General features: G+C 67.4%; 22 protein-coding genes. 11 read left to right on the forward strand and 11 right to left on the reverse strand.

The window, feature by feature from the left end:
• The first annotated feature begins 42 nt into the window (after positions 1 to 42).
• A complete protein-coding gene (locus AC5Y4F_RS15860; RefSeq protein WP_067931750.1) occupies positions 43 to 1,878 on the forward strand; it encodes an acyl-CoA dehydrogenase in 1,836 nt (611 codons plus the stop codon).
• Positions 1,879 to 2,204: 326 nt separating this feature from the next.
• Here AC5Y4F_RS15860 and AC5Y4F_RS15865 read toward each other — a convergent pair whose 3' ends face one another.
• Entirely contained in the window at positions 2,205 to 3,539 is a 1,335-nt protein-coding gene (locus tag AC5Y4F_RS15865; RefSeq protein ID WP_499997556.1) for an acetyl-CoA C-acetyltransferase, read from the reverse strand.
• Positions 3,540 to 3,688: 149 nt separating this feature from the next.
• Between AC5Y4F_RS15865 and AC5Y4F_RS15870 the strand changes: the two genes are divergently transcribed.
• Positions 3,689 to 5,053: a 3-oxoacyl-ACP reductase gene (locus tag AC5Y4F_RS15870; RefSeq protein ID WP_067931745.1), complete on the forward strand. Its 1,365-nt coding sequence runs from the start codon at positions 3,689 to 3,691 to the stop codon at positions 5,051 to 5,053.
• A 19-nt stretch (positions 5,054 to 5,072) separates the two neighbouring features.
• Positions 5,073 to 5,915, forward strand: a complete 843-nt coding sequence (locus AC5Y4F_RS15875) for a MaoC/PaaZ C-terminal domain-containing protein (RefSeq protein ID WP_067931743.1) — start codon at positions 5,073 to 5,075, stop codon at positions 5,913 to 5,915.
• Positions 5,916 to 6,037: 122 nt separating this feature from the next.
• Here the strand turns inward: AC5Y4F_RS15875 and AC5Y4F_RS15880 are convergent, their stop codons facing one another.
• The 3 genes from AC5Y4F_RS15880 to AC5Y4F_RS15890 form a co-directional block, all read right to left on the reverse strand.
• On the reverse strand, positions 6,038 to 7,291 hold the full coding sequence (locus AC5Y4F_RS15880) for a chloride channel protein (protein ID WP_499997557.1): 1,254 nt from the start codon (positions 7,289 to 7,291) through the stop codon (positions 6,038 to 6,040).
• A gap of 25 nt (positions 7,292 to 7,316) precedes the next feature.
• A complete protein-coding gene (locus tag AC5Y4F_RS15885; protein WP_499997558.1) occupies positions 7,317 to 7,967 on the reverse strand; it encodes a TetR/AcrR family transcriptional regulator in 651 nt (216 codons plus the stop codon).
• A 67-nt stretch (positions 7,968 to 8,034) separates the two neighbouring features.
• Positions 8,035 to 9,192 carry a glycoside hydrolase family 3 N-terminal domain-containing protein gene (locus tag AC5Y4F_RS15890; protein ID WP_499997559.1) on the reverse strand — a complete coding sequence of 386 codons (1,158 nt, stop codon included), beginning with the start codon at positions 9,190 to 9,192 and terminating at the stop codon, positions 8,035 to 8,037.
• A gap of 109 nt (positions 9,193 to 9,301) precedes the next feature.
• Between AC5Y4F_RS15890 and AC5Y4F_RS15895 the strand changes: the two genes are divergently transcribed.
• The 4 genes from AC5Y4F_RS15895 to AC5Y4F_RS15910 all read left to right on the forward strand — a co-directional run bounded on the left by AC5Y4F_RS15895 (position 9,302) and on the right by AC5Y4F_RS15910 (position 15,684).
• The gene (locus tag AC5Y4F_RS15895) at positions 9,302 to 9,505 is read left to right on the forward strand and encodes a DUF2613 family protein (RefSeq protein ID WP_067931734.1); all 204 of its coding nucleotides are present in this window, start codon (positions 9,302 to 9,304) and stop codon (positions 9,503 to 9,505) included.
• Positions 9,506 to 9,589: 84 nt separating this feature from the next.
• The gene (locus AC5Y4F_RS15900) at positions 9,590 to 9,763 is read left to right on the forward strand and encodes a DUF2613 domain-containing protein (protein WP_007769006.1); all 174 of its coding nucleotides are present in this window, start codon (positions 9,590 to 9,592) and stop codon (positions 9,761 to 9,763) included.
• A 157-nt stretch (positions 9,764 to 9,920) separates the two neighbouring features.
• Positions 9,921 to 14,144, forward strand: a complete 4,224-nt coding sequence (locus AC5Y4F_RS15905) for a DUF3367 domain-containing protein (RefSeq protein ID WP_499997592.1) — start codon at positions 9,921 to 9,923, stop codon at positions 14,142 to 14,144.
• Between the two features lie 88 nt (positions 14,145 to 14,232).
• Positions 14,233 to 15,684: a lipase maturation factor family protein gene (locus AC5Y4F_RS15910; RefSeq protein ID WP_067931732.1), complete on the forward strand. Its 1,452-nt coding sequence runs from the start codon at positions 14,233 to 14,235 to the stop codon at positions 15,682 to 15,684.
• 13 nt (positions 15,685 to 15,697) lie between these two features.
• Here AC5Y4F_RS15910 and AC5Y4F_RS15915 read toward each other — a convergent pair whose 3' ends face one another.
• Both AC5Y4F_RS15915 and AC5Y4F_RS15920 read right to left on the reverse strand, forming a co-directional pair.
• On the reverse strand, positions 15,698 to 16,852 hold the full coding sequence (locus AC5Y4F_RS15915; protein ID WP_067931730.1) for an NAD-dependent formate dehydrogenase: 1,155 nt from the start codon (positions 16,850 to 16,852) through the stop codon (positions 15,698 to 15,700).
• Positions 16,853 to 16,955: 103 nt separating this feature from the next.
• On the reverse strand, positions 16,956 to 17,867 hold the full coding sequence (locus AC5Y4F_RS15920) for a LysR family transcriptional regulator (protein WP_067931818.1): 912 nt from the start codon (positions 17,865 to 17,867) through the stop codon (positions 16,956 to 16,958).
• A gap of 111 nt (positions 17,868 to 17,978) precedes the next feature.
• On the opposite strand from AC5Y4F_RS15920, the gene AC5Y4F_RS15925 reads away from it, so the two are divergent.
• Both AC5Y4F_RS15925 and AC5Y4F_RS15930 read left to right on the forward strand, forming a co-directional pair.
• Positions 17,979 to 18,191 carry a hypervirulence associated TUDOR domain-containing protein gene (locus tag AC5Y4F_RS15925; protein WP_067931816.1) on the forward strand — a complete coding sequence of 71 codons (213 nt, stop codon included), beginning with the start codon at positions 17,979 to 17,981 and terminating at the stop codon, positions 18,189 to 18,191.
• An 18-nt stretch (positions 18,192 to 18,209) separates the two neighbouring features.
• A complete protein-coding gene (locus AC5Y4F_RS15930; protein ID WP_499997560.1) occupies positions 18,210 to 18,770 on the forward strand; it encodes a DUF488 domain-containing protein in 561 nt (186 codons plus the stop codon).
• A gap of 9 nt (positions 18,771 to 18,779) precedes the next feature.
• On the opposite strand, the gene AC5Y4F_RS15935 is transcribed toward AC5Y4F_RS15930, so the two are convergent.
• Both AC5Y4F_RS15935 and AC5Y4F_RS15940 read right to left on the reverse strand, forming a co-directional pair.
• Positions 18,780 to 19,253: a DUF309 domain-containing protein gene (locus tag AC5Y4F_RS15935; protein ID WP_067931726.1), complete on the reverse strand. Its 474-nt coding sequence runs from the start codon at positions 19,251 to 19,253 to the stop codon at positions 18,780 to 18,782.
• Positions 19,254 to 19,272: 19 nt separating this feature from the next.
• Positions 19,273 to 20,919 carry an acetolactate synthase large subunit gene (locus AC5Y4F_RS15940; RefSeq protein ID WP_067931724.1) on the reverse strand — a complete coding sequence of 549 codons (1,647 nt, stop codon included), beginning with the start codon at positions 20,917 to 20,919 and terminating at the stop codon, positions 19,273 to 19,275.
• Positions 20,920 to 21,010: 91 nt separating this feature from the next.
• Here AC5Y4F_RS15940 and AC5Y4F_RS15945 point away from each other — a divergent pair, with 91 nt between their 5' ends.
• Complete coding sequence (locus tag AC5Y4F_RS15945; protein WP_067931722.1) at positions 21,011 to 22,429, forward strand: NADP-dependent succinic semialdehyde dehydrogenase; 1,419 nt, start codon at positions 21,011 to 21,013, stop codon at positions 22,427 to 22,429.
• A 16-nt stretch (positions 22,430 to 22,445) separates the two neighbouring features.
• On the opposite strand, the gene AC5Y4F_RS15950 is transcribed toward AC5Y4F_RS15945, so the two are convergent.
• From AC5Y4F_RS15950 to AC5Y4F_RS15960, 3 genes are all read right to left on the reverse strand, one after another.
• A complete protein-coding gene (locus AC5Y4F_RS15950; RefSeq protein WP_067931720.1) occupies positions 22,446 to 23,387 on the reverse strand; it encodes a R2-like ligand-binding oxidase in 942 nt (313 codons plus the stop codon).
• Positions 23,384 to 24,079, reverse strand: coding sequence for a TetR/AcrR family transcriptional regulator (locus tag AC5Y4F_RS15955; RefSeq protein WP_067931718.1), 696 nt, complete (start codon positions 24,077 to 24,079; stop codon positions 23,384 to 23,386). Before AC5Y4F_RS15955 ends, AC5Y4F_RS15950 begins: the two co-directional genes overlap by 4 nt.
• A gap of 125 nt (positions 24,080 to 24,204) precedes the next feature.
• The gene (locus AC5Y4F_RS15960) at positions 24,205 to 25,173 is read right to left on the reverse strand and encodes a GlxA family transcriptional regulator (RefSeq protein ID WP_499997561.1); all 969 of its coding nucleotides are present in this window, start codon (positions 25,171 to 25,173) and stop codon (positions 24,205 to 24,207) included.
• Positions 25,174 to 25,247: 74 nt separating this feature from the next.
• Between AC5Y4F_RS15960 and AC5Y4F_RS15965 the strand changes: the two genes are divergently transcribed.
• Complete coding sequence (locus tag AC5Y4F_RS15965) at positions 25,248 to 25,706, forward strand: tautomerase family protein (protein WP_499997562.1); 459 nt, start codon at positions 25,248 to 25,250, stop codon at positions 25,704 to 25,706.

Below are 25,706 nucleotides of genomic sequence, written 5' to 3' on the forward strand. Positions count from 1 at the left end.
AGTACCCAACCACAAGTGGCATTCTCAACGAGGAGGACCGTAGTGAGCCACTACAAGAGCAACGTCCGCGACCAGGCGTTCAACCTGTTCGAAGTTCTGGGCGTTGACCAGGCATTGGGCCAAGGCGAATACACCGATCTGGACGCCGACACCGCCCGCGAAATGTTGAACGAGATCAGCCGGCTGGCCGAAGGCCCGATCGCGGACTCGTTCGTCGAGGGCGACCGCAACCCGCCGGTCTTCGACCCGAAGACGCACTCGGTGACGCTGCCCGAGTCATTCAAGAAGTCGGTTCACGCCGTCATCGAGGCCGGCTGGGACAAGGTCGGCATCGACGAGGCTCTCGGCGGTGTCGCGATGCCCAAGTCGCTGCTGTGGGCGCTGCACGAGCACATCCTGGGTGCCAACCCGGCCGTGTGGATGTACGCCGGTGGCGCGGGCTTCGCCAACATCCTGTACCACCTCGGCACCGAGGAGCAGAAGAAGTGGGCCGTGCTGGCCGCTGAGCGCGGCTGGGGCTCGACCATGGTGCTCACCGAGCCGGACGCCGGTTCCGACGTCGGCGCCGGGCGCACCAAGGCGGTCCAGCAGGAAGACGGTTCCTGGCACATCGACGGCGTGAAGCGGTTCATCACCTCCGCCGACTCCGGCGATTTGTTCGAGAACATCTTCCACCTGGTACTGGCGCGCCCCGAGGGTGCCGGACCGGGCACCAAGGGCCTGTCGCTGTTCTTCGTGCCCAAGTTCCTGTTCGACTTCGAGACCGGTGAGCTGGGCGAGCGCAACGGCGTCTACGTCACCAACGTCGAGCACAAGATGGGCCTGAAGGTATCGGCGACGTGTGAGCTGAGCTTCGGCCAGCACGACGTCCCCGCCAAGGGCTGGCTGGTCGGCGAGGTGCACAACGGCATCGCGCAGATGTTCGAGGTGATCGAGCAGGCCCGCATGATGGTCGGCACCAAGGCCATCGCGACCCTGTCGACGGGTTACCTGAACGCGCTGGAGTACGCGAAGTCTCGCGTCCAGGGCGCCGACATGACTCAGATGACCGACAAGACCGCACCGCGGGTGACCATCACGCATCACCCGGACGTGCGCCGGTCGTTGATGACCCAGAAGGCCTACGCCGAGGGTCTGCGCGCGCTGTACCTGTTCACCGCGACCTACCAGGACGCGGCGGTGGCCGAGGCCCTCCACGGTGTGGACCCCGAGCTGGCGGTCAAGGTCAACGACCTGATGCTGCCGGTCGTCAAGGGAGTGGGCTCGGAGCAGGCATACGCCAAGCTCACCGAGAGCCTGCAGACCTTCGGTGGGTCCGGCTTCCTGCAGGACTACCCGATCGAGCAGTACATCCGGGACGCCAAGATCGACTCGCTCTATGAGGGCACCACCGCCATCCAGGCGCAGGACTTCTTCTTCCGCAAGATCGTCCGCGACAAGGGCACCGCACTGGCTCACGTCTCCGAGCAGATCCAGAAATTCGTCGACAGCGAGTCGGGCAATGGCCGCCTGAAGACCGAACGGGAGCTGCTGGCCAAGGCACTGGACGACGTCCAGGCGATGGCGGCGACGCTGACCGGTTACCTGATGGCGGCGCAGGAGGACGTGACCAGCCTGTACAAGGTGGGTCTGGGTTCCGTGCGCTTCCTGATGAGCGTCGGTGACCTGGTCATCGGCTGGTTGCTGCAGCGCCAGGCGGCGGTTGCCGTGGCGGCGCTCGACGCCGGGGCCAGCGGTGAGGAGAAGTCCTTCTACGAGGGCAAGGTCGCGGTGGCGTCGTTCTTCGCGAAGAACTTCCTGCCGATGCTGACCAGCACCCGCGAGGTCATCGACACCCTGGACAACGACATCATGGAGCTCGACGAGGCCGCCTTCTAAGCCGACTCGAAGACCACGCAAATCCCCCGCTTCGCCCGCGAAGCGGGGGATTTGTCGCTTCGCAGAACCGCTGCAAGATGCTGGACAGCAAAAAGGCCGCCGCTGGATCCCCTCACTCCAGCGGCGGCCCTTCTCGCACGCCAGTCCTCAAGGGGCCGGCGCTCGCATTCGGGGGATGCCCCGTATTGCCGTCGGGGTCGGGGGGTCAGACCACAACACGGGGCCATCCGGTGGGTCGGGTACCCGTTAGCCCGATTCGGCTAACCAGGCGTGAGTCAACTCATTCGGAGTGTCGAGTCGGCATGGACGGCGCGCTGACTGCCCGCTCAGGCCTCCAGAATCGCGGCGACACCCTGGCCGCCGGCCGCGCAGATCGAGACCAGGGCGCGCACTGTGCCGTCGCCCTTCTGCTCGGCCTTGCGCTGGGCAAGCTGTTTGGCGGCCTGAGCCAGGATTCGTCCGCCGGTGGCCGCAAACGGGTGCCCGGCGGCCAGCGAGGAGCCGTTGACGTTGAGCTTGGACCGGTCGATCGAACCCAGCGCGGCATCCAGGCCAAGGCGCTCCTTGCAGTACTCCTCGGATTCCCACGCCTGCAGGTGACACAGCACCACCGACGCGAACGCCTCGTGGATCTCGTAGAAGTCGAAATCCTGCAGGCTCAGGCCGTTGCGGGCGAGCAGCCGCGGCACCGCGTAGGTCGGGGCCATCAGCAGGCCGTCGCGCCCATTGACGTAGTCGACCGCTGCCGTTTCCGAATCCACGTAGTAAGCCAGGGGGGTCAGCGAATGCGCGGCCGCCCACTCGTCGGTGGCCAGCAGTGCCACCGACGCGCCGTCCGTCAGCGGAGTCGAGTTACCGGCCGTCATCGTCGCGTCACCGGCCTTCACGCCGAACACCGGACGCAGCTTCGCCAGCTTTTCCGCCGATGAGTCCGCGCGCAAGTTGTCGTCGCGGTACAGCCCCAAAAAAGGCGTGACCAGGTCATCGAAGAAGCCACGGTCGTAGGCGGCGGCCATGTTGCGGTGGCTGGCGGCGGCCAGCTCGTCCTGGGCGACGCGGCTGATGCCCATCTTCTTGGCGGTCAGCGCCTGGTGCTCACCCATGGACAGCCCGGTGCGGGGTTCGCTGTTGACCGGGATCTCCACTCCCAGCGTCGCGGGCAGAGTGCCCGCCAGCTTCAGCCGCTGCACGTTGGACTTGGCGCGGCGCAACTTGAGCAGCGTGCGCCGCAGGTCGTCGCCCAGACCGATGGGCGCGTCGGAGGTGGTGTCCACGCCGCCGGCAGCGGCCACGTCGTAGCGGCCAGCCGCAATGCCCTCGGCGGCGGTGACGGCCGCCTGCAGCCCGGTCCCGCAGGCCTGCTGCAGGTCGAACGCGGGTGTGTGCGACGACAGCTGCGAACCGAGCACGCATTCACGCGTCAGGTTGAAGTCCCGGCTGTGCTTGAGCACGGCGCCGCCGACCACCACACCCAGCCGTTCGCCGGCCAGCCCGAAACGATCCACCAGCCCTTCGAGCGCCGCGGTGAACATGTCCTGGTTGGACGCCTCCGCGTAGGCACCGTCGGATCGGGCGAAGGGGATGCGGTTACCGCCCAGGACGGCCACGCGTCGACGCTCGGAACTGCGCTGGTTACTTGCCTGAGAACTTGCAGGGGCCACTGTTTTCTCCGTGTTTCTGCGGTCTATCGGTTTGGATCGCCCGTCTGGGGCCATACTACTCACTGTTCTTACTCTGCAGTAAGTTCGTCCTCGATACGGTTGTGCTGTAGGCATACCCCGAATTCGAAAGAACATGGAAGGTAGCTCCGGTGGCTCCCAAGGCTTCATCCGATCTGTTCTCTCAGATCGTCAATTCCGGTCCTGGATCGTTTCTCGCCAAGCAGCTCGGCGTTCCCCAACCCGAGACGCTGCGCCGCTACCGCGCCGGTGAACCGCCGCTGGCCGGGGCCCTGCTGATCGGCGGGGAGGGTAGGGTCGTCGAGCCGCTGCGCGCGGCGCTGGACGCCGATTACGACCTGGTGGGCAATAACCTGGGCGGCCGGTGGGCCGACAAGTTCGGCGGGCTGGTGTTCGATGCCACCGGCATCACCACGCCCGAAGGGCTCAGGGGGCTGTACGAGTTCTTCACCCCCCTGCTGCGCAATCTGGGTCATTCCGCGCGCGTCGCCGTGGTCGGGACCACGCCCGAGGCCGCGGCCAGCCCGCACGAGCGGATCGCGCAGCGCGCCCTGGAAGGCTTCACTCGCTCGCTGGGCAAGGAGCTGCGCAACGGCACCACGGTGGCCCTGGTCTATCTGTCGCCGGACGCCAAACCCGCTGCGACGGGCCTGGAATCGACGATGCGGTTCATCTTGTCGGCCAAGTCCGCCTACGTCGACGGCCAGGTCTTCTACGTCGGGGACGCAGACTCCACGCCCCCCGCCGATTGGGAGCGCCCGCTGGACGGAAAGGTCGCCATCGTCACGGGCGCGGCCCGGGGAATCGGCGCGACGATCGCAGAGGTGTTCGCCCGCGATGGTGCGCGCGTGGTCGCGATCGACGTCGAATCGGCCGCCGAGGCGCTGGCCGAGACGGCCAGCCGGGTGGGGGGCACCGCGTTGTGGCTCGACGTCACCTCCTCCGACGCCGTCGACAAGATCACCGAACACCTGCGCGAACACCACGGCGGCCGCGCCGACGTGCTGGTCAACAATGCCGGCATCACCCGCGACAAGCTGCTGGCCAACATGGACGACGCTCGCTGGGACGCCGTCCTGGCGGTCAATCTGCTTGCACCGCTGCGTCTTACCGAAGGGCTGGTGTCCAACGGCACCCTCAGCGAGGGTGGCCGGGTGATCGGCCTGTCGTCGATGGCCGGCATCGCCGGCAACCGCGGTCAGACCAACTACGCGACAACGAAGGCTGGGATGATCGGCCTCACCCAGGCGCTGGCCCCGGAGCTCTACGACAAGGGCATCACGATCAACGCCGTCGCGCCGGGATTCATCGAAACCCAGATGACGGCCGCCATTCCGCTGGCCACCCGCGAGGTCGGACGCCGGATGAACTCGCTGCTGCAGGGCGGACAGCCCGTGGACGTCGCGGAAACCATCGCCTACTTCGCCAGCCCAGCTTCAAATGCGGTGACAGGTAACGTTATTCGCGTTTGCGGCCAGGCCATGCTGGGCGCATAGGCCGGCGAGGAGGAACGCCATGAACCAGCCAAGCGGCCTGAAGAACATGCTGCGGGCAGCCGCCGGGGCCCTGCCGGTGGTGTCGCGTGGAAGTGAACTGCCCACCCGCACCGTGACCATCGACGAACTGCCGATCGACCGCACCAATGTGGCCGAGTACGCGGGGGTGACCGGTCTGCGCTACGGCAATCATGTCCCATTGACCTACCCGTTCGCGCTTACCTTTCCGGCGCTGATGTCGCTGGTGACCGGATTCGACTTCCCTTTCGCCGCAATGGGATCGGTGCACACCGAAAACCACATCACGCAGTACCGCCCGATTGCGGTCACCGATACCGTCGGGGTGCGTGTGCACGCAGAAAATCTCCGCGAACACCGCAAGGGTCTGTTGGTCGATTTGGTGACCGACGTCAGCGTCGGCAACGACACCGCGTGGCACCAGGTGACGACCTTCCTGCACCAGCAGCGGACCAGCCTGTCCGACGAACCCAAGCCGCCCCCGCAGAAACAACCCAAGCTGGCGCCCCCGTCAACCGTGCTGCGCATCAGCCCGGGGCTGATCCGGCGCTACGCGGACGTCTCGGGCGATCACAATCCGATCCACACCAACTCGGTCGCGGCAAAGCTGTTCGGGTTCCCGACGGTGATCGCGCACGGAATGTACACCGCGGCAGCCGTATTGGCCAATATCGAAGCGCTGATTCCGGACGCGGTCCGGTATTCCGTGCGGTTCGGCAAGCCGGTGGTGCTGCCCGCGACCGCAGGCCTCTACATCGACGAACACGATGGCGGCTGGGATATCGCGCTGCGCAACATCGCCAAGGGCTACCCGCACCTGACCGGAACGGTCCGGCCGCTTTAGACGCCCGGCTCCGCCGCGCTCGCGATCGCCAGAACTGACCGTGGCGACCCGCATCGCCCGGCTCCGCCGCGCTCGCGATCCGCCGCTTTAGTCGCCCGGCTCCGCCGCGCTCGCGATCGCCACTAGCCGGCGTGCGTCGTACTGCGGCCCTGGGCAAGCACTTTCAAACCGTGGGCGGTGGTCGCGGTGAGCAGGAAAAGCAAAAACAGCCACAGGGGCGGCCGGGCCAGTTCCCAGACGAAGATCGCCGCCCAGATCGGTGAGCCCTGCGTCACCGCGAGCACGCCCGCGGCGCCGGCCAGCGACACCGCCGGCACATGCAGGTGTGTCCCGGTCGCCCAATTGATCATCAACACCAGCGCCGCCCCGGCGGCGGCGCCGGTCGCCAGCGAGGGCGTGAGCAATCCGCCAGCCCCACCGGCCCGTAGAAACAGTGCGGTCAGCAGGGGTTTCAGCGCCAGAATCGCCAGCGCCGACAGCAATGTCAAGCCGCTGTCCAGGCTGACCGTCAGGATGCTTCGGCCGTTGCCGGGCAACTCGGGCCACCAATGCGAACAGATCCCCATCACCAAGCCCGCCCCGGCAAGCGCGGGGATCAGCAACGCGGTCCGCATCGGGCGGGCCGGCCGTGCCGCGGCCATCAACCGGTTGAACGCCAAACCCACCGCGAAAGTCACCGGCGCCAGCAACAATCCGTGCGCGGTCAGCAGATACGTCGACTCCTCGATCGGCCACTGCAGGTTGGGCTGATCGCGGGTGGTCGCCGAACCGACCGCCACCGCCAAGCCGGAGGACAGAAGCGCCGCGCCCACCGCGCGCGGCCGCCACGTGTTGAGCAGGATGCGCACCGAGAACAGCGCCCCAGCCAGCGGAACCGCATACACCGCGCCCAGCCCGGCCCCCGCCGCGCAGGCCAGCAGGACCTCACGATCACTCGGAGAAAGGCGCTTGAGCCATCCCGTTCCCAAATCGCTTAGCGCTGTGGCGAATTGACGCGGGGCCCCTTCCCGTCCCAGCGACGCGCCCGATCCGACGAGCAGCACCTGAAGCAAAGCGTCGACGCTCCAGGAAAGCCTCGGCACGGGTTCACGCGCGGCGATGGTCGGCGCAAGTGGCGGCACCTGCGCCCGGCGCCGCAACAGCCACCATCCCAGGCCCGCTAGCGCGGCGCCGATCATCGGGCCGACGATGCGGCGGATCGGGCTGCTGGCGGCCACCCCCGCCAGCAGCGCGCCGAAACTGTAGTTGTAGGTGGCGTGCTGGACGGCGCGCAGCACGAACGTCGTCACCAATCCCGCAACTCCGGCGAGCAACCCGACGATGGTTACCGCGCAAAAGAAGTCGAGGTTGCCGCGGTCCGAGCCGGGCGCGCCCATACCGGCCACCGGAACGAATGCGGGGCTAGTCGGCGGCGGCGGCCGAGCCGCCCGGATCGGGGTGGGCCGCGGCCGCCTCTTGTTCCGCCGGTGAGCCCTTGAGGCCGTACCAGAACAGGTCAGTCATCAGCTGGGCGGCCTCCTCGACGTCGACGTCGCCGGTGCTGAGCCGGTTGGCGACCGCCTCGCCCGCCCCCACTAGGGCCACGGCCATCATCTCGTGCTCTCGCTCGGAGCGTGGGTTGCGGCTACCGGCCCGCATCAGCCCGGCCACCAATTCGATGATCTGCTCGCGTCCCTCGCGGACCATGTGGGCGAACGCTTGCGAGCTGGTGGCCTGGGTGTACATCACGATCCAGGACGCCCGGTTGGCGTCGATGTAGCGCATGAACGACGCAATGGTGTTGCGCAACATGTCCCTGGGGCTCTGCCGGAAATCGACGTCTGCGCGCACCACGTCGATGAACCGGCCCATCTCCCGGTTCAGGCAGGCGCCGAACAGGTCCTCCTTGGAACCGTAGTACAGGTAGAGCATCGGTTTGGAGATCTGCGCCTCGGCGGCGATGGCGTCCATCGAGGTCTCGTGATAGCCGTTGACCGAGAACATCTGCACGGCGGCGTCGAGCATCTGCTGCTCGCGGACGGCACGCGGTAACCGCTTGGTACCACCCGCCATCGCTAACCTCTCCGTCTATCTGACTCAAGAGTAAGCAACGCCCTGCCGCGGCGCTCGCGATCACCGGCTAGTGCCCGCAGGTGGCGCTGCGGCCCTTCATGGTCGCCACCCGCACCAGCGACTCGTCGACCTGCTGAGCCGGCAATTCGCCTGACGCCACAGCCTTTTGCAGCCGGTCCAAGACCGCCGGCACCTCGTCGGTGGTGACCCACAGTGCGACGTCGACCCCGGCCCGCAGGCTGCGCAGCACCGCCTCCGCTACCCCGTACCGATCGGAGATGGCGGCCATGCTGGACAGGTCGTCACTGAACACCGGGCCGGTGAACGGCGGGCCTTTGTAGCCGACGCCGTTGCGCAGCAGTTGCACCGCTTCGGGGCTCAGGCTGGCGGGGACGTCACCGGTGAGTCCGGGAACCTGCAAGTGACCCACCATCACCGCGACCGGCGCCGCGGCCACCAGGGATCGATACGGCACCAGATCGCTGTTCTGCAGATCGTCTAGCGGCGGCGTAACGACGCCGCCGGTGTGCGAATCGCCCGAGCCGTGGCCGTGGCCGGGGAAGTGCTTGAGCACGGGAAGCAGCCCGGCCTCCCGCAGCCCCTGCGCATAAGCCCCGGCGTAGTCGGTGACGGCGGCCGGATCCGCGCCGAACGACCGGTTGCCGATCACGGCGTCGTCGGGCTCGTCGCTGACGTCGACGACGGGCGCGAAGTCCACCGTGATGCCCAGGTCGTGCATTTTCTTGCCGCGGTCGGTGGCCAGGTCATGCACCTGCTGGACGGTCTGCGTCTGCGCCAGCTCGCGAGGCGACGGCGACGTGCCGATCAGCGATTTCAACCGCGAGACCCGGCCGCCCTCTTCGTCGACGCTGACGGCCAGCGGCAGCGGCCCCGCCTTGGCCGCGATGTCGGCCAGCGGCCCCTTGAAGATCGACAAGTCGGTCCAGCTGCCGATGAAAATGCCGCCGACGTGGTAGCCGTTGACGACGGCACGGGCGTCGTCGGCGTTCTTGACGCCGACCATCAACAGCTGCGCGAGCTTGTCCCGGATGTCCAAAGTGGCCGGAACCGCCGACGGGTCGGCGCACACGGGTGGCGCGGGGGCGGCCACCGGCCTGCTCGGCGTGGACGTCGAGGGGCGAGGCGGGTGCGCGGTGTGGTGGCCGCAGCCGGCCACCAGCGCCGACGCGGCCGCGAGCACGGCGAAGGTGCGCGAAAATGCCATCGGGCCATGCTTTCACGACGGGCGTTTCGTGCCCGGCTCCAGGGTGCGTCGGCGGTACCTTGCTGATCAGGGGGCTGCGCGCCCGTTGACTGGCAGGGAGGAGCCAGCGATGACCGGTTTCACGTTGGCCGCCGCGGTCAGCGTCGCGGTGGGGTTGTCCGCCGGGGTCGCGACGACCGTCGGAGTCACGCTTGCCGTGGCCGACCACAGCCGGGTGCAGGTTCCGACCCTCCAGCGCCCCGCCCTCCCCGCCGGTCCCTATCAGGTGGAATACGGCGACCGCTGTGTCCACGGACACTGTCTGCACTGGTGACCAGCGCCCCGGTGGCCGCGCGGGGTTCTGCTAGGTTAGCTAGGTTGAAAGTCCCGACCGCAAGCCGACACTCAGGAGCCGTCGATGAACCGGATCGTTGCGCCCGCCGCAGCGAGTGTTGTGGTTGGCCTGTTACTCGGCGCGGCCGCGATCTTCGGAATCACGCTGATGGTCCAGCAAGACACGAAGCCGCCACTTCCCGGGGGCGATCCGCAGTCGTCAGTGCTCAACCGGGTCGAGTACGGAAACCGTAGCTAGCGGCGATCGCAAGCGCGGCGAAGCCGGGCGCAGCGGGCGCAGCGGGTCGCCGCCGTCGGATCGCGGCGATCGCAAGCGCGGCGAAGCCGGGCGCAGCGGGTCGCCGCCACGGCAATCCGCGCCGGGGGCGGAGACCGGAATGCCGTTCTCATGCTCGATGACTGGGCCGGTGTCGCGCCGGTGGTTATGGCTGATCGGTGCCATCGCGCTGGGTTTGACGTTCATCCAATCCCCCGGGCGGATCTCTCCCGACACCAAGCTTGACCTGACCGCGAACCCGCTGCGCTTTCTGGCCCGGGCGACCAATCTGTGGAACAGCGAGCTGCCGTTCGGGCAGGCGCAGAACCAGGCCTACGGGTACCTGTTTCCGCACGGCACCTTCTTTCTGCTCGGCCATGCGCTGGGGGTGCCCGGCTGGATCACCCAACGGCTGTGGTGGGCGCTGCTGCTCACCGTCGGCTTCTGGGGGCTGTTACGGGTCGCCGAGGCGTTGCGGATCGGCAGCCCGGCGTCACGGGTGCTCGCTGCGGTCGCGTTCGTGCTGTCGCCGCGCGTGCTGACCACACTCGGATCGATCTCGTCGGAGACGTGGCCGATGATGTTGGCGCCGTGGGTGTTGTTGCCCACGATCCTTGCCCTGCGGGGCTCCACGGGATCAACGTCAGCCCGGTCGGTGCGGGCGCTGGCCGCGCAAGCGGGTCTCGCCGTCGCGCTGATGGGCGCGGTCAACGCCATCGCGACACTCGCCGGATGCCTGCCCGCGGTGATCTGGTGGGCTTGCCACCGGCCGAACCGGCTGTGGTGGCGCTACACCGGGTGGTGGCTGGTGGCGCTGCTGTTGGCCACGCTGTGGTGGGTGGTGGCCCTGGTGATGCTGCGCGCCATCAGCCCTCCGTTCCTGGACTTCATCGAATCCTCCGGCGTGACGACGCAATGGTCGTCACTGGTCGAGATGTTGCGCGGTACCGACAGCTGGACCCCTTACGTTGCGCCGACCGCAACCGCGGGCGCTCCGCTGGTGACCGGATCGGCGGCCGTGTTGGGGACCTGCCTGGTCGCGGCGGCCGGACTGGCGGGCCTGGCCAGCCCGGCCATGCCGGCGCGCGGGCGGCTGGTGACGATGTTGCTGGTCGGCGTGGTGTTGATGGCTGCCGGATACAGCGGCGGGCTGGGCTCGCCGGTGGCCCACGCGGTGCAGGCCTTCCTGGACGCAGGTGGCGCCCCGTTGCGCAACGTGCACAAGCTCGGCTCGGTGATCAGGATCCCGGTGGTGCTGGGCATCGCGCAGCTGCTGGGCCGGATACCGCTGCCGGGCAGCGCGCCGACGTCGGCGTGGCTGCGGGCCTTTGGGCACCCGGAGCGCGACAAACGGGTCGCGGCGGCAATCGTCGTCGTGACGGCGTTGATGGTCAGCACGTCACTGGCATGGACCGGCCGGCTGAGTCCGCCGGGCACCTTCACTGCGATCCCGCGGTATTGGCACGAGGCCGCCGACTGGCTCACCGAGCACAACACCGGGACACCGACACCCGGACGGGTACTCGTGGTTCCGGGTGCGCCGTTCGCCACCCAGGTATGGGGCACCAGCCACGACGAGCCGCTGCAGGTGCTGGGTGCCAGCCCCTGGGGGGTGCGCGATTCCATTCCGCTGACCCCGCCCCAGACCATTCGGGCGCTGGATTCGGTGCAGCGCTTGTTCGCCGCCGGCCGCCCCTCGGCCGGCTTGGCCGACACCCTTGCCCGCCAGGGTATTTCCTACGTGGCGTTGCGTAACGACCTGGACCCCGACACGTCGCGCTCGGCGCGCCCGATCCTGGTGCACCGCGCCATTGAAGGATCACCGGGGCTGCGCAAGGTGGCACAGTTCGGCGCGCCGATGGGTCCCGGCACGCTGGCGGGTTTCGTCGCGGACAGCGGACTGCGGCCGCGATACCCGGCGGTTGAGATTTATCGAGTCGGCGGCGACACCGATCCCAGCGACCCCGCCACACCGTATTTCGTCGACACCGACCGGCTGGCCCGGGTCGGCGGCGGGCCCGAGGCGCTGCTGCGCCTTGACGAGCGCAGGCGGCTCCTGGGTCAGCCGCCGCTCGGTCCGGCGCTGTTGACGGCCGACGCGCACGGCGCCGGGCTGCCGGTGAGCGCCGGGGTGACCATCACCGACACCCCGGTGGCCCGAGAGACGGATTATGGCCGGGTTGACCACCATTCATCGGCGACCCGCGCGCCCGGCGATGCGCGACACACCTACAACCGGGTACCCGACTACCCCGTCCCAGGTGCCGACCCGGTGGTCGGCGCCTGGACCGGCGGACGGATCACGGTATCGAGTTCGTCGTCGGATTCCACCGCGATGCCCGACGTCGCACCGGCAAACTCGGCGGCCGCCGCGATCGACGGCGACTCGGCAACCGCCTGGGTGTCGAACTCGCTGCAGGCCGCCGTCGGTCAATGGATGCAGATCGATTTCGACCACCCGGTGACCAACGCGGCGATCACTCTGACGCCCAGCGCCACCGCCGTCGGCGCCCAGGTGCGTCGTATCCTGATCGAAACCGCCACCGGCAGCACCACTTTGCGCTTCGATGAGCCGGGCAAGCCGCTTGCCGCGGCGCTCCCCTACGGCGAGACCCCGTGGGTGCGAATCACCGCCGCGGGCACCGACGACGGATCCGGCGGGGTGCAGTTCGGCATTACCGACCTGTCGATCACCCAATACGACGCGTCCGGATTCGCCCACCAGGTCGAACTGCGGCACACCGTGCGGGTGCCCGGACCGCCACCGGGATCGGCGGTCACCGCGTGGGACCTGGGATCGGAACTACCGGGCAGACCGGGCTGCGCGCAAGCACCCGACGGTATGCGCTGCGCGCCGTCGATGGCCCTGGCCCCAGAGGAACCGGTCAACTTCAGCCGGACGCTGACCGTGCCGACGGCGACGTCGGTGACCCCGACGGTGTGGGTGCGGCCGCGTCAGGGACCCAAGCTGGCCGACCTGATCAACGAGCCGAATACTACAGTCGCTCATGGTGATTCGGATACCGTCGATGTTCTCGGCTCCGCATATGCTGCCGCCGACGGCGACCCGGGCACCGCGTGGACGGCGCCGCAGCGGGTGGTGCAGCACAAGACCCCCCCGACCCTGACCCTGACGCTGCCCCGCCCCACCGAGGTCACCGGCGTGCGACTTGCCCCGAGCCGCTCGGCGCTGCCCACGCACCCGACGATGGTGGCCATCAATCTCGGCGATGGCCCGCAAGCCGCCGCGGTGCGCCGGGACGGGGCGCAGATCGTGCCGCTGAAACCGCGGGTAACCGACACCGTGACCATCAGCCTGTTGAATTGGGAAGACGTCATCGACCGTAACGCCTTGGGTTTCGACCAGCTCAAGCCTCCCGGCTTGGCAGAGGTCGCGGCGTTGGGCGCCGACGGAAAGCCGATCGCGCCCGCCGACGCGGCCCGCAACCGCAGCCGGGAAATCACCGTCGGCTGCGACCACGGACCCGTCATCGCCGTCGCGGGCCGGTTCGTGCACACCGCAGTCCACAGCACCGTGGGGGCCATTCTGGATGACGCGCCGCTGGCCGCGGTGCCCTGCGAGCGCGACCCGATCGCCTTGCCCGCGGGCCAGCAGGAGTTGCTGGTCAGCCCCGGCGCTCAGTTCGTTGTGGATGGAGCCGAGCTGTCCGCCTCCGTCACGCCCGAAGTCGCACGGCCCACGAGTGTTTCGTCATGGCGGAGCTGGGGTCCCGCTCGCCGCGAAGTGCAGGCGCCCGCCTCCGCCACGTCCCGGGTTCTGGTCATCCCGGAAAGCATCAACCCGGGCTGGGTGGCGCACACCAGCAACGGAGCCCGCTTGACGCCGATCGCCGTCAACGGATGGCAGCAGGGCTGGGTGGTGCCCGCGGGCGACCCCGGCACCATCACGCTGACGTTCGCCTCCAACTCGCTTTATCGCGCGGGACTGGCGGTGGGGCTGGCCCTGCTGCCGCTGTTGGCGATGCTCGCGCTTTGGCGAACCCGACGCAAAGGCGACGAAGCCGCGCCCGCGCGGCCATGGCGGCCCGGTGCATGGGCGACCGCCCCGGCGCTGGCCGCCGCCGGGTTGATCGCCGGCTGGGGCGGCGTCGTGGCGATGGGTGTCGCCCTGGGCCTGCGCTACGTGTTGCACCGGCGGCGTTGGGAGCGTGTGAGCGTGGTGTGCAGCGCCGGCGGGCTGATCCTGGCCGGGACGGCGTTGTCGCGGCAGCCCTGGCGGTCCGCCGACGGCTACGCCGGCCATTCCGCCGGTGTTCAGCTGCTTGCCCTGATTTCGGTTGCGGTGCTTGCCGCTTCGGTGGTTGCGGTGCCCGCACGTGCGCGAGGACTCCGCGACCAATAGTCGGCCGGGCTATTGGCTAGCCGTTTACCGGCTGATTGACTGGATACGCGGGTTGGCGTAACCGTCACCAACCGAGGAGTCGAGCGCCATGGATTGGTTTTCCGCACCCGACTATTGGGTGGGCAGACTGGTGCTCGAGCGCGGCGCCGCGGTGATTTACCTGCTCGGCTTCGTCGCGGCCGCGGCCCAGTTTCGTGCGCTCATCGGCGAACGCGGCATCCTGCCCATTCCGCAGTTCTTGGCGCGGCAGTCCTTCTGGCGCACGCCGAGCCTTTTCCATTTGCGTTATTCCGATCCGCTGTTCTCGGCCGTCTCGTGGTTCGGCGCGGCGCTGTCGGCGGCCATCGTTGTCGGGGCGGCCGACGCGGTGCCGCTGTGGGCGGCGATGTTGATGTGGTTGACGCTGTGGGTGCTTTACCTGTCGATCGTCAACGTCGGGCAGACCTGGTACTCGTTCGGCTGGGAATCACTGCTGCTCGAGACCGGCTTCTTGATGATCTTCCTGGGCAATCACGACGTGGCGCCACCGGTGCTGACGCTCTGGATGGTTCGACTGCTGTTGTTCCGCGTCGAGTTCGGTGCGGGACTGATCAAGATGCGCGGCGACCCGTGCTGGCGTGATCTGACGTGTTTGTACTACCACCATGAGACACAGCCGATGCCGGGGCCGTTGAGCTGGTTCTTCCACCATCTGCCCAAACCACTGCATCGGATTGAGGTGGCAGGCAACCATTTCGCGCAGCTGATCGTGCCGTTCGGATTGTTCACGCCGCAGCCGGTGGCCGGCGTTGCCGCCGCGATCATCATCGTCACTCAGCTCTGGCTCGTCGCCTCGGGCAATTTCGCCTGGCTCAATTGGGTGACGATCCTGCTGGCGTTCAGCGCAATCGACGACGCGTCGGTGGCGATGCTCCTGCCGCACGGCCTGGTACCAGCGCATGCCGGTCTGGCGCCAACGCCGCTGTGGTTCGTCGGCCTGGTGGCCGCAATCACCGCCGCGGTGTTGTTCATGAGCTACTGGCCGGTGGCAAACATGCTGTCGTCACGGCAGCGAATGAATATGTCGTTCAACTCGTTTCATCTGGTCAACACCTATGGGGCGTTTGGCAGCATCGGACGGATCCGCCGCGAGGTGGTGATCGAAGGCACCGACGAGACGCTCCTCACCGCTCAAACCGTCTGGAAGGAATACGAATTCAAGGGCAAGCCGGGCGCGCTACGACGGCTGCCGAGACAATGGGCCCCATATCATCTGCGCCTGGACTGGCTGATGTGGTTCGCCGCCATCTCGCCGGGCTACGCGCAGCCGTGGCTGAAGCCGTTCATGCGGCGGCTGCTGGAAAACGATCGAGCGACCCTACGCTTGTTGCGCCACAACCCTTTCCCCGACTCGGCGCCCCGGTTCGTACGGGCTCAGCTCTACCAGTATCGCTTCACCACGCTGGCCGAGCTGCGCCGTGACCGAGCCTGGTGGCATCGCGAACTGGTGGGCGGCTACGTGCCACCGATGGCCCTGTCGAGGGCGACCAGCGCCGGTTGAGCGGCTTTGACACCTACTTCTGGTAGGACAGCGCCCCGGTGCCCGCGAGCCTTCCGCCTTCGACGATCAGGTATTCGGGACGAATGGGCGTGCCGGCGAACCAGCTCTCCAGAATCTCCCGGGTGCCGGCGGCATAACGTGCCTGAGCGGACAGCGTGGTACCCGAAACATGCGGCGTCATCGCATTATTCGGCATCATTCGCCACGGGTGATCGGGCGGCGGCGGCTGCGGATACCACACGTCTCCGGCGTAGCCCGCCAGCTGCCCGGATTTCAGGGCGTCCGCGATCGCCTCCGGAACGGTCTCCTCGGCGCGGGCGGTGTTGACGATGTAGGACCCCCGCCGCATCGTCGAGATCAACTGCTCGTTGAACATCCTGCGGGTGTCGTCGTACAACGGCGAGTGGATGGACACCACGTCGACGGCCTTGACCAGCGACTCGACCGTGGGGTGAAACGTCACGTTCAGTTGATTCTCCACGTCCGGTGCCAGCCGGCGCGTGTCGGTGTAGTGCAGGTTGACGTCGAACGGCGCCAGCCGGCGCAGTACCGCACGCCCGATCCGGCCGGCGGCGATGACGCCGACATCCATACCCTCGAGGTCGTAGGCACGCTCGACGCAATCGGCGATGTTCCAGCCTCCCTCGGCGGCCCACCGATGCGACGGCACGAAATTGCGCACCAGCGCGAGGATCTGCATCACCGCGTGTTCGGCGACACTGATGCTGTTGCTGTATGTCACCTCGGCCACGGTGATGCCGCGCTCTTTCGCCGCGTCCAGATCCACATGGTCCGAGCCGATGCCCGCAGTCAGCGCCAGCTTGAGTTTGGGCGCCTTGGCGATGCGTTCCCTGGTCAGGTAGGCCGGCCAAAACGGTTGGGAGATCACGATCTCGGCGTCGGCCAGCTCACGCTCGAATTCCGAGTCGGGGCCCTCCTTGTCCGACGTCACGACCAATTCGTGTCCGGCATCTTCGAAAAACTTGCGCAGCCCGAGCGCGCCCGAGACGCAGCCGAGCAGCTCACCGGGCGTGAAGTCGATCTTGGACGGAGTCGGCACCGTGCTGCCGTCGGGATATCCGTGAATCGTCGGGATGCTGTCGCGCGCGTAGCTCGGCGGGTAGCCGTCGACGGGGTCTGGGTAGAGCACCATCACACACTTGGCCATTGAAGTCCTCCTTGGACGGAATCCACCCCAGTCTCGGAGGGCGCCACTCGGGTGTCAAAGACGCCTTTCCGACCGGCTGATAGGCAGCGCCGATCACCGGCCGCTAGGGCAGCTCGCTGAGCGTCGCGCCGATACGGGCCTCGCGGGCGGTCCGCCGTAACGCACGAGCCAACAACGAGCCCGGCTCCGCCCTGTTGGTCACCAGCGCGATCAACGAGGTCACCGAGGGACGCCGCAGCCGCAGCACGCTGACTCCACCGGGTACGCCCAGGGTGTGAATCCATGGTTGCGGAACGATGCTCGCCCACCGGGCGGTGCGGACGTGGGCGAACAGCGCGGCCACGGAATCGGTTTCCAGCTGCGGGGTGACCTGCAGGCCGTGGGTAGCCAGCGCGTCGTCGATGAGCCGGCGGCCCCGCATCCCCTGCGTCAGCAGACACAGCGGTAACTGCACGGCGTCGGACCACGCGATGGTTTTCGCCTCGCCACCAAGCAGTTCGGCGGCGGCGATGAGCACCGGCTGCTCGTGGTACAGCGGGGTGACCAGCAGATCGGCCGTGTCCTGCTGGTCCGGATACAGGATGCCCGCGTCCAATTCGAACTTGCGGACCCGCTCGACGATCCCCGCCGAGCGCAGGTTGACCTCGAGCTGAACCCGCACCAATGGGTGCGCAGCACAAAACGGATCAGTAAGCAGCGCAACGGTGGTCGAGGCGGCCGGCACCACGCCGAGCCGCAGTTCGCCGGTCAGTCCGGCCCGCAGCGCGGTGACTTCCTGTTTCAGGGCGTCGCGGTCGGCCAGAATGCGCCGCGCCCACGGCACCAGCCGCTCACCCTCGGGAGTGAGGCCCTCGAACCTCTGTCCGCGCCGCACCAGCGGGACGTTGAGTTCGGATTCGAGCTTTCGGATGGCTTCCGACAGCGCGGGCTGCGATACGTAGCAGATGCTTGCGGCGCGGGCGAAGTGACGCTCTTGAGCGAGCGCGACGAAGTATTCCAGCTGACGGAACAGCATGAGCCATTCGATCATGCCGCCAGCTGTTAGCGGGTACCCGTCTTGGTGGCCGCAGCGGTTCAGCGCCATGGTTGGCGAAACGAGGCAGCCCACACGCGAAGGAGGCGCACCGTGCCGAAACATCTCGAGGTCGGAGATCACGTCAGATGGAACTCGGAGGCGGGCCAGGTCAGCGGCACCATCGTGAAGAAGCACACCCGCGACACCGAGTACAAAGGCCACAAACGGCATTGCACGAAAGACGATCCGCAATACGAGATACGAAGCGACAAAACCGACCACATCGCGATGCACAAGGGCGACGCCCTGGAGAAGATCGACTAGACCGAGCGCGACACCACCATGGGCGATCAACACGAAATCTGGACCATTGGGCACTGGACATGTCCGGTGCCGACCTTCCTAGAACCCCTGGATCACGCCCTCATCAATCTGCTCGCCGACGTGCGCGCGCAACCAGGCTCGCGCCGCAGCCCGCAGTTCGGAAGTGCAGAGATGTCGCGCTGGCTCGGAGACGCCGGTATCCGTTACATCCACCTCCCCGAGCTCGGCGGACGCCGTCGTCAGCAGAACGTCGATCCCAGCATCAACGCGGGCTGGCAAAACGCGAGCTTCAAGAACTACGCCGACTACACCCTTTCCAGCGAATACCGGCGCGGCCTCACCCGACTGATCACTCTCGCCCGCTCCCACCGACTGGCGATAATGTGCGGCGAACCCATGCCATGGCGATGCCATCGTCAACTGATCGCGAACAGCCTTGTCGCGCAAGGATGGACGGTATGGCACCTGATGAGCGGATCCGCCCCGCGTCAGCACCGACTAGGTCAATGGGGCGCCACGCCCGTGATCGACGAGCGAAAGCGCGTGACCTACCCGGCGGCGCCGATGCCGGCCGGCTAGCCGGACCGATCAGAGCAGGAGGCGGGGCCGTAGCCGCGACGCGCTGATGTCGACCCCCGCGACAAGATCGTCGATCAGCGTATCGACGTACTCCACCAACCCGCCGACGTCGATACCGTGCGGTGCCGGCCGATTCGCGTGGGCGAGGTGGCCGGAGGCGCGGCGAAGCAGAGCGGTGGCACCGTTTCGGTTCCCCCGCTGGACGTGGGTGATCCCGACCGCTAGCTGCGTCAGGCCTTGCCAGAGCGCCTGCTCGTTGGCCGGACCGCTCTTCCACGCGGCCTCTAAGACCTCGTGAGCGTTGAACGCGAAACCTCGATCCAGCAGATCTTGGGCATACGCGAGGGTCTCGGCCGGTGCGAGCTCCAGGTCATCCGGAACGCGTGGCACGCCTGCGCTGCCGGGGGGTAGCGGTCGGCCCAGCGCATCGCGCGGTCGGGCATTTCGCGGCCGACCCGTCTCGTCACGATCACGCTCTGCCATCTGCAATGGGTTCTTTGACCTATAGCGTTTCGTCCAGCTCGCCGAGACGGTCGGTCAACCGCAGATTCTCGGAGTAGTCGACCGGGCAACTGATCAGCGAGACGCCGTCGTCGTTGAGCGCGGTGCGCAGCGTCGGCAGCAGCTCCTCGGCGCTGTTGATGCGATATCCCTTGGCGCCGAAGCTTTCCGCGTAGGTCACCACATCCGGGTTATTGAACTTCACGTAATGGTGTTCTCCGAGTTCGAGGTCCATCTTCCATTCGATGAGGCCATAACCGCCGTCATCCCAAATCAGCACCACCAGCGGGATCCGCTCGCGGACCGCGGTCTCGATTTCTTGCGAGTTCATCAGGAATGCGCCGTCGCCGACGACGGCCAGCACCTTGGCCTCCGGCTGCGCCAGCTTGACGCCCAGCGCTCCGGGAAGGGCAAAGCTCATGGTGGACAACCCGTTTGAGATCAGACAGGTGTTCCGCTCGTACGTCGGATAGAGCCGGGCCATCCACATCTTGGTCGCGCCGGTGTCGACCAGGACGACGTCGCTGCGGCCCAGCGCCGCGCGCGTGTCGGCCACCACTCGCGCCGGCGCCAGCGGATAGCGCGAATCCTCTTGTCCCCGTTCGAATTCCTCATGAAGAAGACCAGAACCGGGGATTTTCGGGTCAGCCTCGAAGACATGGTCCTCGAGCGCCTCGGTCAGCGCGTCCAGCGAAGCGCTGATGTCGCCGATAATTCCGACGTCGACCGAATAATGCGCGTCGACCTCGGCCGGGAAGCGATGAACATGGATGACCTTCTTGTCGGCCGTGGGGTTGATCCGCACCGGGTCGAATTCCTGCAGCTCGTAACCGACAGCGATGACGGCGTCGGCGTTGTCGAACCCGAAGTTCACATAGTCGTGCCGCATGAACCCGAGCGTCCCGATGCTGTTGGGGTGATCGTCGGGCATGACGCCCTTGCCGTGGAACGTGTTGGCCACCGGGATGCCGAATTTTTCGGAGAAGCGCACGAGGGCCTTAGTCGCGTCGGCACGGGCCGCGCCGTGACCGGCCAGCACCACCGGACGACGCGCATTGCGCAAAATATCGACCGCGCGTGCCACCTGGCGGAACGCCGGCGCGTCGGCGCGGACGACGTTGCGCGGCAAGGGCGTCAGGTCGTAGTCGGCCTCGTCGGCGTCGATGTGTTCCGGCACGGCGAGATAGACCGCCGCCGGGCGTTCGGTCTCGGCCTGTTTGAAGGCTTTGCGCACCATCTCCGGTATGGCGCGCGCGGTCGGAATGTCGGCGGCCCACCGGGTGATCGGCGCGAACATGGACACCAGGTCGACGTACTGGTGTGACTCCTTGTACTCGCGGTCGTGACCTACCTGGGCGGAGATCGCCACCAGCGGGGTGCTGTTGGTGGTGGCGTCGGCGACCCCCAGTTGCATGTTGATGGCACCTGGGCCCAGCGTCGAAGACACCACCGCCGCTCGGCCGGTGACCCGCCCGTACATCTCCGCCATGAACGAGGCGGCCTGCTCATGCCGGGTGAGCACATACCGGATGCTCGACGACGCCAGCGCTTGCACGAAACGAATGTTCTCCTCGCCGGGCAACCCGAATACGACGGCGACACCCTCGTTTTCCAGGCACTTGACGATCAACTCAGCGGCTCTGCTCATCCGACACCTCCCTTAGGGGAACGATAGTGGCAGGCTGGGTGTTGGACTTTCCGCCACCGAGCAAGACAAACCCAATGAAGGGAGCGCCGACGTGCCCATCGCCACCATCAACCCGGCTACCGGCGAGACAGTGAAGACCTTCACCCCGGCCACCGATCAAGAAGTCGATGCCGCGATTGCGCGCGCTTACGAACGCTTCCTCGACTACCGCCACAACACGACGTTTGCCCAGCGCGCCCAGTGGGCAAACGCGACCGCCGACCTGCTGGAGGCCGAGGCCGACGAGGTCGCCGCCATGATGACGCTGGAGATGGGTAAGACCCTGAAGTCGGCCAAGGCCGAAGTGCTGAAGTGCGCCAAGGGTTTTCGCTACTACGCCGAAAACGCCGAGCAGATGCTGGCCGACGAGCCGGCCGACGCCAAAGCGGTAGGCGCGAAGCGGGCCTACATCCGCTACCAGCCGCTCGGGGTGGTGCTGGCGGTGATGCCGTGGAACTTTCCGCTCTGGCAGGCCGTGCGGTTCGCGGCGCCGGCGCTGATGGCCGGCAACGTCGGGATCCTCAAGCACGCGTCGAACGTTCCCCAGACCGCGCTCTACCTTGCCGACGTCATCGCCCGCGGCGGCTTCCCCGAGGGGTGTTTCCAGACCCTGCTCGTCTCCTCGAGCGCGGTCGAGCGCATCCTGCGCGATCCCCGGGTGACTGCGGCCACGCTGACAGGCAGCGAACCGGCCGGCCAGTCGGTGGCGGCCATCGCCGGCGACGAGATCAAGCCGACCGTGCTCGAGCTCGGCGGTAGTGACCCGTTCATCGTGATGCCGTCGGCGAACCTGGACGAGGCCGCCAAGACCGCGGTCACCGCCCGGGTGCAGAACAACGGCCAGTCCTGCATCGCCGCGAAGCGGTTCATCGTGCACACCGACATCTACGACGCGTTCGTCGACAAGTTCACCGAGCGGATGAAGGCGCTGACCGTCGGCGACCCGACCGACCCGGACACAGACGTGGGCCCGCTGGCCACCGAATCGGGCCGCGACGAGATCGCCAAGCAGGTCGATGACGCCGCCGCGGCGGGCGCCACGATCCGGCTCGGCGGCAAGGCCATCGACGGACCGGGGTGGTTCTACCCGCCGACAGTGGTCACCGACATCACCAAGGACATGGCCCTGTACACCGAGGAGGTGTTCGGCCCGGTCGCGTCGATGTATCGGGCGGCTGACATCGACGAAGCCATCGACATTGCCAACGCCACCACGTTCGGCCTGGGGTCCAACGCCTGGACCAACGACGAGGCCGAGCAGCAGCGGTTCATCGATGACATCGAGGCCGGCCAGGTCTTCATCAACGGGATGACGGTGTCCTATCCCGAATTGGGGTTCGGCGGCGTCAAGCGGTCCGGGTACGGACGCGAACTCGCCAGCCTGGGCATCCGTGCCTTCGTCAACGCCAAGACCGTGTGGGTCGGGGAATCCGAGAACGGCTCCTCGAGCGGCGGCGACAAGGTCGAGTGAGCCGGACCGCCGAGCGCTAGGCGGAGGCCCCTGCCAGCGCTCGCTCGTCCTCGTCGGCGAAGGTGTCCTCGAGCTGCAGCGGGGAGTAGTCGACATCGATCTCGCCGAGCGGACGTCCGCGGGCGCTGGAGATGGTGCCGAAGCGTCGCATCCCCTTGTCGGCGGCGTACTGCATGAACTCATCCACCGACAGGCCGAAGGGCATTGGGTCGTAGAGGGCGAAGCCTTCCTCGATCAGGCGCAGGCCGAGCGGCATCAGCTCGTTCATCCGCGTTTCGAAGACGCCCCAGTTGGCGTCGTCGGCGGCAACGTGGCGCCGGCAGGTGAAGGTGCCCCACGCCATGTGCCGGCGCTCGTCGTCGCCGATGCGCCGCACCAACTCCTGCATGCCGGGCAGGATGCCGCGTTCCACGCAGATCTTGTGCCAGCCGAAGTAACCGGTCAGCGCCAGCATGCCTTCGACCATGTGGTTATAGGTCACCGACGCCCGCACCTGGGCCGCCGGCGACGGATCAACCGTCAACGCGTTCAGGCAGTCCGGCAGTTCCTCGTAGAAGATCGTGCGGTAGGTCGGCACGTCCTCGAGGAAATTGTGCAGATCCTCGGTGATCCCGACGGCGTCGAGCCACATGCGGAACACCTGGACGTGCTTGGCCTCCTCGAACGCGAACTGCGTCAGATACATCTCGTCACCGAGCCGGCCTTCGGCCCGCATCGCGGCCATGAACGGCTGGATGTCCTGGGTCACCGATTCCTCGCCGGCGATGAACTCGGCGCACAGCCGGGTCGCGTAGTGGCGTTCGTCGTCGGTGAGGCGTTCCCAGTCTTCGCGATCGCGGGAGAAGTCGATGTCGGCGGGATTCCAGAATTTCGCGTTGCCGCCCGCAAACAGCTTGAGCGGCAAGCTGTCCCAGTTGAGACCGCCCTCGGCCATCGAGGCTATACGGGTTCTGTTCATGTGACCTCCTCAGATCGTTTAGGGGCTGAGCCGACCGGCGGGGTTTTCGGCGCAGCGGAGAACGCCACCGCCAGCACCGCGACGAGTCGGCGCACGGCCAGCGCCGGCTGCTCCGGGGTGGGCTCGTCGAGCCCCAGAACCGGATCCAGGCCGCGCATGTAGGGCGCCAATGCCAGGTGCGGAAAGATCAACAGCAGCAACGACAACAGCGCATCGGTGTCGGAATCCGCGCGAAGGTCGCCGCGGACGTGCGCATCGCGGACCAGCGGCCGCATCACTTCCAAATAGTGACGGTGGATGACGTTCTGCACGCTGACGCGGGCTTCGGTGTCGACCTCCAGGGTCGCCGCGGCGTGCAGCGCGCGTTCGTGCGGATGGTCCGCGAAGTAGGCCACCCACGCGTCGAGCCAATCGGTGAGAAAGTCGAAGAACGGCCGGCTCGGGTCGAGTTCGCGGATGCGATCTTCCATATAGGCGCGCACCCGCTGGCTGGCGATGTCGGCGATGAACGCATACAGGTCACGCTTGTCCGCGAAGTACTGGAACAGGCTGCCCTTGGCGACCCCGGCGCGGCGTGCGATGACATTCAGGCTGCCCCGGGAGAACCCATGGGCCCCGAATTCCGACTCCGCGGCCTCGATGATCGCGGCCCGGCGGGCGGGATCGACGCGCGCCCAAGTGACCGTTGGCAATGCCCCTCCTCAACTGAATGACCACTGGTCATCCTACTGTGAGGAACTTCACAGTCAAGGGGTTCGTGCCGGCCTTCTCGCCGAGGCGTGGGGCGCGAGACCGATCGTATGCGGACAGCTCCTAGCTACGCCGACTTCGGCCGGGCGCCTGGACGCAATGCGCCGGGCGATCGGCCGGTGTGTCGCTTGACCAGTCGGTACAGCGTCGCCGGGTCGGCTAGGCCCACCGCAGCGGCGATTTCTTCAAGGGGCATCGGGGTCGTCCGCAGAAGATGCAGCGCACGTTCAAGGCGCACCCGTTGCACAAGCTGCAGTGGGCTGAGTCCGGCCGCCTTCCTCGTTCGTCGCGCCAGCGTCCGCGGGCTCAGCCGGCACCAGTGGGCCAACGAATCCAGCGTGTGTGCCTCGTTCAGATGGGAGCGTACGAATCTCTCCAGCCCGGCAACGGTTTCGTCGCGGGCCGCCAGGTGTGAGGGAATGAGGAACCCCGCTTGCGATGTGCGCTGATCGGCGACGAGTCGGTTGGCGAGTTCGTCGGTCAACGCCGCCCCGCCGAGGTCGCGCATGAGCGCCAGCATCAGGTCGATATGGGCGAACGCGCTACCCGCGGTCCAGATCGGTCCGTCGCGGACCACCATTTCGTCGATCACGACCCGGGCGCCCGGCGCGAGACGGGCAAGATCCGCGCCGAGCCACCACGTGGTCACGCAGCGTCGTTCGTCCAGCAAACCGGCGAAGCCAAGGACGAACACTGCTGTGCACGAGGCGGCGATGTCGGCGCCGCCGGCACGGGCCCTCCGCAGCCATTCCGCAGCGGCGCTCACGTCCGCGGCACCGAGTCGGTCGGCGATCTCGGCGGGTTCGGCGGCACCGAGGCCGGGAATGACGACCACGTCTCGCGGTTTCGCCCGCGCCAGCGGCTGACCCGTGGCGATCAGTCCGCCACGCAGGGCAACGAGGCTTTCGGGCGCCACGAACCGCAAGTCAAACGAACTTCTGCGGTGGATTCGATTCGCCGCATGGACGACGTCGATCGTGGCGCCCACTGCGCTGGCGCTGGCCCCATCGAGGACAAGAACATCGACACCGATCATGTGGCGAATTATGCAAGGAAATTGTCCGCCCTGCCACTAGCTTCTGGGGCGCCCAGCGCCGCAGGGTGGTTCTCATGCCCTTACTCCGAGTGACCCTCACGTCCGGTGCTTTCGACGATGCTCAGAAGGCGCGTCTCGTGGCAGCGCTCACCGAGGCGGCCTGTGATGCCGAGTCCGTGCCCGACGAGCCCCACCATCGGATTCGCGCATTGGTGCTGCTGACGGAATTGGCTCCGGGAGGCTTCTATTCCGCCGGCGCCTCCGCGGACGCCGGGGTCGCCGGCGTGTTCGTCGATTGGCAAGTCAGCAGCGGCGTGCTCGACGGCGCGCGCAAAGCGCGTTTCGCCCACGACCTTCAACAGGCGGCCGCCTCCGCCGCGGGCACGCACGGCAACCGGACGGTGGTCACATCGTGCGTCATCCACGAGGTGCCCGAAGGTCAATGGGCCCAGAACGGCGCGATCCGCCGCCTGCCCGAGGTGGCCTCGATGGCCGGCTTCGAACACCTGGTTCCGATCGCATCGCGCGGATAG

This window comes from Mycobacterium sp. NGS56 (assembly GCF_059812425.1).